Consider the following 6,320-nt stretch of genomic DNA (forward strand, 5'->3'; position numbering starts at 1 on the left):
TGCTCAGACGTAGATCCGCGTCGGCGCCTCGTCAACGATCGCGTGCGGTAGGAAGCGCGCGCTGTCGCGGGTGATCGCGCTGTCGTCCTCGCGGATGCCGATGCCACAGGCGTGGTCACCGACCACCCAGCTGCCGATCAGCGGATAACCGCCTTCGAAGCGGGTCAACGGATGCGCGCGCTGGATGATCGCCGGTCCATCGTAGGGGCCGTCGCTGCGCTGGGTGCTGCCATCGGCCAGGTGCATTTCGATGTTGGCGCCTTCGCGCGAGAACAGCGGCTTGCGCACCCATCCGGTGGCCAGCGCGCTGCCGTCGTCGAAGTGCGCCTCCAGCAGGTTCGGGTGGCCGACATTGCGCTGCCACAGCAATGGCAGGATGCCCTTGTTGCTCAGCACCGCCTTCCATGCCGGTTCCAGCAGCTGCACGCCCGAGCCGGGCAGCGCGCGGCCAAACTCCTCGGCCATCAGGTCTTCCAGCGGATACAGCTTGAACAGCGTGCCGATCACCGAATCGTCCAGCGCGGTGAAGCGGCCATCCGCGGACAGGCCGATGTCTTCGATGGCGATGCCCTGCCCGTGCAGGCCTGCCTGCGAAGCACAGTCGCGCAGGTATTCCACCGTGCCGCGGTCCTCTTCCGAACTGCCCACGGCGCTGAAGTACAGCGGTGGCGGCAGGCGGCCGGCGAGCTCGCCGAAACGTTCGACCAGTGCCTCATGGATGGCGTTGAACTGGTCGGCATGCTGCGGCAGGCGGCCGGCGTTGCGCTGGTCCTCCAGCCACTGCCACTGGAAGAAACTGGCCTCGAACAGCGAGGTCGGCGTGTCGTAGTTCAGCTCGTACAGCTTGGCCGGACCGGTACCGTCATAGGCCAGATCGAGCCGGCCGTACAGATGCGGCTGGCGCTGGCGCCAGCTGTCGGCGATCCAGTCGCGGTAATGCGCGGGAATCGCCAGCTGATCCATCAGCCGCTCGCTGGCCACCACGTCGCCCACAAGGTCGAGCGCCATCTGGTGCAGCTCGGCGCTGGGATCTTCGATGTCCTGTTCGATCTGGCGCAGGGTGAAGGCGTAATACGCGCTTTCATCCCAGTACGGCTGGCCGTCGATGGTGTGGAAGCGGAAACCGGCTTCCTCCGCGCGCGCCCGCCAGTGGGCGCGCTCGGCGATACGGATACGCTGCATGGGTCGATCAGCCGCCGTAGCTGCCGCTGGTGCTGCGACGCGCGCTGGTGTTGCCGAAGCCACCCCGGCTGGCGGTAACGGCGCGGTTCGGCTCGCTGGTGACCGGTGCCAGGCCAGCCTTGCCGGCGCCGATGCCGCTGGCGGTGTTCAGGCCCCCCGTACCGCCCGGGGCCGAACGCGCCCAACCCGCATTCTTGTCCTGGTAGGCCGGTGCCGACGCCGGCGCCTGCGGGGCCAGGCCACCGCGGTTGCTCAGCATCTGGGACATGAAGAAGCCCATCATCATCGGGCCGATGAACGAGGTACCTGCCGACGTGTGCTGCTGCACGCACTGCTCGGGCTTGTAGTCCTGCTCGCAGGCTTCCTTGGTGGCGTACTTCGGCGCAGCGTCGGCGGCCTGCTTCTGCGCCTCGGCGAACGCGTTGCGGCACGACGACGGATCACCGGTGGCCTCGGTGCAGGCCTCGACCGAAGTGAACAGGCCTTCCTGCACCTTCACCTCCGGCTCCTTCTGGCAGGCGGTGAACAGCAGCGGTGCGGCGCTCATCAGCAGCAGCGCGGTGGTGCGGGAACGTTTCATGGCCTCATGCCTCAAGCAGCGGATCAATACCCCAATGATGCCCGATCCGGGCCAACAACCGGAATCGGCAAAGTCCGAAAGATGAACGGCGTTTCATTTTCGTCAGGCCCGATCCGCCATCGCCGCATCGCCCGGCGGCGCCGCGCAGACGAGCGGTGGTTGCAGCAGCAACCGAAAAAATTGGCGATGATCGTCCGACACCCCATGTCGTACGGCCCGCCCGTTCCGCCAGCCATGCCCGAATACCGCTCCCGCACCTCCACCGCCGGCCGCAACATGGCCGGCGCCCGCGCCCTGTGGCGTGCCACCGGCATGAAGGACGACGATTTCCACAAGCCGATCATCGCCATCGCCAACTCGTTCACCCAGTTCGTACCGGGCCACGTGCACCTGAAGGACCTCGGCCAGCTGGTCGCGCGCGAGATCGAGAAGGTCGGCGGCGTCGCCAAGGAGTTCAACACGATCGCCGTGGACGACGGTATCGCGATGGGCCACGACGGCATGCTGTATTCACTGCCCAGCCGCGAGATCATCGCCGACTCGGTCGAGTACATGGTCAACGCGCACTGCGCCGATGCGCTGGTGTGCATTTCCAACTGCGACAAGATCACCCCTGGCATGCTGATGGCCGCACTGCGCCTGAACATCCCGGTGGTGTTCGTGTCCGGCGGGCCGATGGAAGCGGGCAAGACCCGGCTGTCCGAGCACAAGCTGGATCTGGTCGATGCGATGGTCATCGCCGCCGACGAGAGCGCCAGCGATGAAAAGGTGGCCGAGTTCGAGCGCAGCGCCTGCCCGACCTGCGGCTCCTGTTCGGGCATGTTCACCGCCAACTCGATGAACTGCCTGACCGAAGCGCTGGGCCTGTCGCTGCCCGGCAACGGCTCGACCCTGGCCACCCATGCCGATCGCGAACAGCTGTTCCTGCGCGCGGGCCGCCTGATCGTCGAACTGTGCCACCGCTGGTACGGCGGCGAGGAAGAAAGCGCGCTGCCGCGGGGCATCGCCACGCAGGCCGCGTTCGCCAATGCGATGACCCTGGACATCGCCATGGGCGGATCGACCAATACCATCCTGCACCTGCTGGCCGCCGCGCAGGAAGCCGAAGTGGACTTCGACCTGACCCACATCGATGCGCTGTCACGGCGCGTGCCGCAGCTGTGCAAGGTGGCGCCGAACACGCCCAGGTACCACATGGAAGACGTGCACCGCGCGGGTGGCGTGTACGGCATCCTGGGCGAGCTGGCGCGCGGCGGCCTGTTGGATACCACCGTGCCGACCGTGCACAGCCGCACCCTGGCCGATGCTCTCCAGCGCTGGGATGTGGCGGTCAGCAGCGAATCAAGCGTGCACGACTTCTTCCGTGCCGGCCCGGCCGGCATCCCCACCCAGGTGGCTTTCAGCCAGGCCACGCGCTGGCCCACGCTGGACGTGGACCGCGCCGAAGGCTGCATCCGCAGCGTCGCGCATGCCTACTCGGCAGAAGGCGGACTGGCCGTGCTGCGCGGTAATCTGGCCGAAGACGGTTGCGTGGTGAAGACCGCAGGCGTGGATGAATCCATCCACGTGTTCGAGGGCAGTGCGCGCGTGTTCGAGAGCCAGGACGCGGCCGTGGCCGGCATCCTCGCCGACGAAGTGAAGGCGGGCGACGTGGTGGTCATCCGCTACGAAGGCCCGAAAGGCGGCCCCGGCATGCAGGAAATGCTCTACCCCACCAGCTACCTGAAATCGAAGGGACTGGGCAAGCAGTGCGCGCTGCTGACCGACGGGCGCTTCTCGGGCGGTACGTCCGGGTTGTCGATCGGGCATGCCTCGCCGGAAGCGGCGGCGGGCGGTGCGATCGGGCTGGTACGCGACGGCGACCGTATCCGCATTGATATTCCGGCGCGGCGGATTGATCTGCTGGTGGATGCGGCGACGTTGGATGCGCGCCGTGCCGAGCAGGATGCGTTGGGATGGAAGCCGCGTGAGGCGCGCCCACGCAAGGTCACCAGCGCGTTGAAGGCCTACGCCCTGCTGGCCACCAGCGCCGACAAGGGCGCCGTACGCAACACCGCGCTGCTGGGCGATTAGGCGCCGCCGGACCGTACCCGGCGGCGTTCCGATCTTATCGGTGATGGCACCTGACACAGGCCGCGCTTCGCGCTCGCCGGGCATGGCCCGGCGCTACCTTCCGATCGTCAGCCGATCACGCGCTTGAACGGCGGCAGCGCGTCGATGATGCGCTTGCCGTAACGGCGGGTCAGCAGCCGCGAATCGAGGATGACCACGCGCCCGGTATCGGTGGAGGTGCGGATCAGGCGGCCGGCGAACTGGGTCAGCGTGCGCAGCGCGTGTGGAATGGCGATCAGGTTGAACGCGTTGAGTCCACGCGCCTCGAACCACTCGCTCAGGGTAGCGGTCTGCGGATCGGTCGGCACCGCGAACGGTACCTGGGTGATCACCACCGTGGTGCAGGCTTCACCGGGCAGGTCGAGGCCCTCGCCGAACGAGTTCAGCCCGAACAGCACCGAGCCCTCGCCCGCCGCCACGCGCCGCAGGTGTTCGTCGATCAGCCGGGTCTTGGACATCTCGCCCTGTATCAGCACCTGCTTGCGCCGCGCGGCAGGCATCAGTCCGACGACTTTCTCCATCTTCCAGCGCGAGGTGAACAGCACCATCGAGCCCTTGGCCCAGTCCAGCTCCGTATCGAGGTAACGCGCCACCTCGCGGGGATGGCCTTCGCGGTCGTCGGGCGTGACCGGGAACTTCGGCACGATCAGCTCGGCCTGGTTCGGCAGGTCGAACGGCGAGGACAGCGAAACCATCTCGGCTTCCTCGGGAATGCCATTGTCGATCGCCAGCGACTGGAAATCGCCACCGCCGGTCAGCGTCGCCGAGGTCATCACCACCGAGTCCACCTCGTCCCACAGCAGCTTGCGCAGCACATGCGCGGCCGAGACCGGTGAGCCATGCAGGACCAGATCGCCGTCGCGGGTGGCGGTGACCCAGCGCGCCATCGGCGGCGCACCGTCCTTGTCCTCACGGCGCCAGGCCTGCCAGAGGTTGTACTGCTGCTCGATCATCTCCAGCGCCATGCCGAGGTTGCGCTGCAGGCGCTCACGCGCCGGGTCGTCCGGCTTGCCCTTGGCCACCTGCGCGGTGGCGGCATGCGCCCAGTTGTAGAGGCTGCGGGTATCGTCGGCCAGTGCTTCGATCGGTTCGCGCCACGCTTCCGGCAGGCGACCGTTGGCCGCGCGCCACATCGGTTCCTCGTCGGCCGGCGCTGGCATCCACACCGCTTCGACATGGTCGCGGAATGCGCGCAGCTGCTTAGCCACGTTGCTGGCGACGTCGATGGCTTCGTTCGGCAGCAGGTTGCCGAGGCGGTCCTTGTCGACCGCACGGTACGCGCCGGCAATCAGGATCTGCAGGCGGCCGGTGCGTTTGGCCATCTCGTCCAGCGCCAGGCTGGCCGCGCCCTGGTCGATGGCGACGTTGCCGATGTGATGGCCCTCGTCCAGCACCAGCAGCATCTCCGAGGGCGCGGCGATCAACGGCTGGCCATTGTCACTGTCGCCGATCGACAGCGCCGACAGCAGCAGCGCGTGATTGGTCACCACGATCTGCGCATCACGCACGGTGTTGCGCGAGCGCAGCACCGCGCACTGCGCCGAATACGCACAGCGACGCCCGGCGCAGCCCGAGGCCGGCGTGGTGATGCGGCTGCGCAGGCCGGGGCTGATGGTCTCCGGTGCGTTGTCAATGTCGCCATCCCAACTGCCACCGGTGAAGGCGTCGGTCAGGCGCTTGGCGATGTCCATCTCGATCGGCGCCAGCGGCCGGTCGAACAGGGGCGCGTCATCCTCGAACATGCCGCCCTGCGAGCCCTCGCCCTGGGCCTCGGCGGCATTGCGCGTGCACAGGTAGCGGGTGCGGCCCTTGGCCAGGGCCACGGTCGCTTCCAGTCCGGTCGCCTTGAGGAAGTTCGGGATGTCGCGCTCGACCAGCTGCGACTGCAGCGCCACGGTACCGGTACTGATCACCAGCTTCTTCTTGCTGGCCAGCGCGATCGGCACGCCGGCGGTCAGGTAGCCCAGGCTCTTGCCGACGCCGGTGGGTGCCTCGACCACGCCCACGCCACCGCTTTTCGACAACGCGCGCGACACCACGCCGATCATCTGGCTCTGCGAGCGGCGCGTGGAAAAGCCGGGAGTGTTGGCCTGCAGCGTCGTATAGGCCTTGCGGATCGCGTCCTTCAAGGGCTCATCGAGCGTGCGCGGAGCGGCGACGGTTTCGGTCACGCCGGGAACTACCGTGGCTGGATCAGGCCGGTCATTGTCGCATGGCCGGCGGCCGGGACCGAGGCGCGTGCGCTGAACAGGGTCAGCGGCGTCGGGCCTTGGCGGTCATGGGCTGGATGGCCGTACAGCGCCGGGGCAGATGCGGCGCTTCCGCCGGGCATGGTCCGGCGCTACCCGCCCATCGACGGTAGCGGGGGGGGCGGGCCCCCCCCCCCCCCCCGCCGCCCCCCCCCCCCCCCCCCGCCCCCCCCCCCCCCCCCCCCCCCCCCCCCCCC

The 6,320-nt window shown here is 68.2% G+C and carries 4 protein-coding genes; 1 reads left to right on the plus strand and 3 read right to left on the minus strand.

What is annotated here, in order from left to right; all coding sequences use genetic code 11:
* Positions 1 to 3: 3 nt before the first annotated feature.
* Positions 4 to 1,182, minus strand: a complete 1,179-nt coding sequence (locus ACVOME_RS10030; protein WP_481505045.1) for a glutathionylspermidine synthase family protein — start codon at positions 1,180 to 1,182, stop codon at positions 4 to 6.
* A 7-nt stretch (positions 1,183 to 1,189) separates the two neighbouring features.
* Complete coding sequence (locus ACVOME_RS10035; RefSeq protein ID WP_053517972.1) at positions 1,190 to 1,762, minus strand: DUF1190 domain-containing protein; 573 nt, start codon at positions 1,760 to 1,762, stop codon at positions 1,190 to 1,192.
* 234 nt (positions 1,763 to 1,996) lie between these two features.
* On the opposite strand from ACVOME_RS10035, the gene ilvD reads away from it, so the two are divergent.
* Positions 1,997 to 3,835, plus strand: coding sequence for a dihydroxy-acid dehydratase (ilvD, locus tag ACVOME_RS10040; RefSeq protein ID WP_481505046.1), 1,839 nt, complete (start codon positions 1,997 to 1,999; stop codon positions 3,833 to 3,835).
* Between the two features lie 107 nt (positions 3,836 to 3,942).
* Here the strand turns inward: ilvD and dinG are convergent, their stop codons facing one another.
* Positions 3,943 to 6,045 (minus strand): ATP-dependent DNA helicase DinG, encoded by a 2,103-nt coding sequence (dinG, locus tag ACVOME_RS10045; RefSeq protein WP_481505047.1) that lies wholly within the window; start codon positions 6,043 to 6,045, stop codon positions 3,943 to 3,945.
* Between the last annotated feature and the right edge of the window lie 275 nt (positions 6,046 to 6,320).

The sequence above is a fragment of the Stenotrophomonas sp. STEN008 genome, assembly GCF_056760435.1.

Excerpts from the sequence above, each read along its gene's own strand:
- ilvD (WP_481505046.1), top strand. The coding sequence starts at position 1,997 with ATGCCCGAATACCGCTCCCGCACCTCCACCGCCGGCCGCAACATGGCC.
- ACVOME_RS10030 (WP_481505045.1), bottom strand. The coding sequence starts at position 1,182 with ATGCAGCGTATCCGTATCGCCGAGCGCGCCCACTGGCGGGCGCGCGCG.
- ACVOME_RS10035 (WP_053517972.1), bottom strand. The coding sequence starts at position 1,762 with ATGAAACGTTCCCGCACCACCGCGCTGCTGCTGATGAGCGCCGCACCG.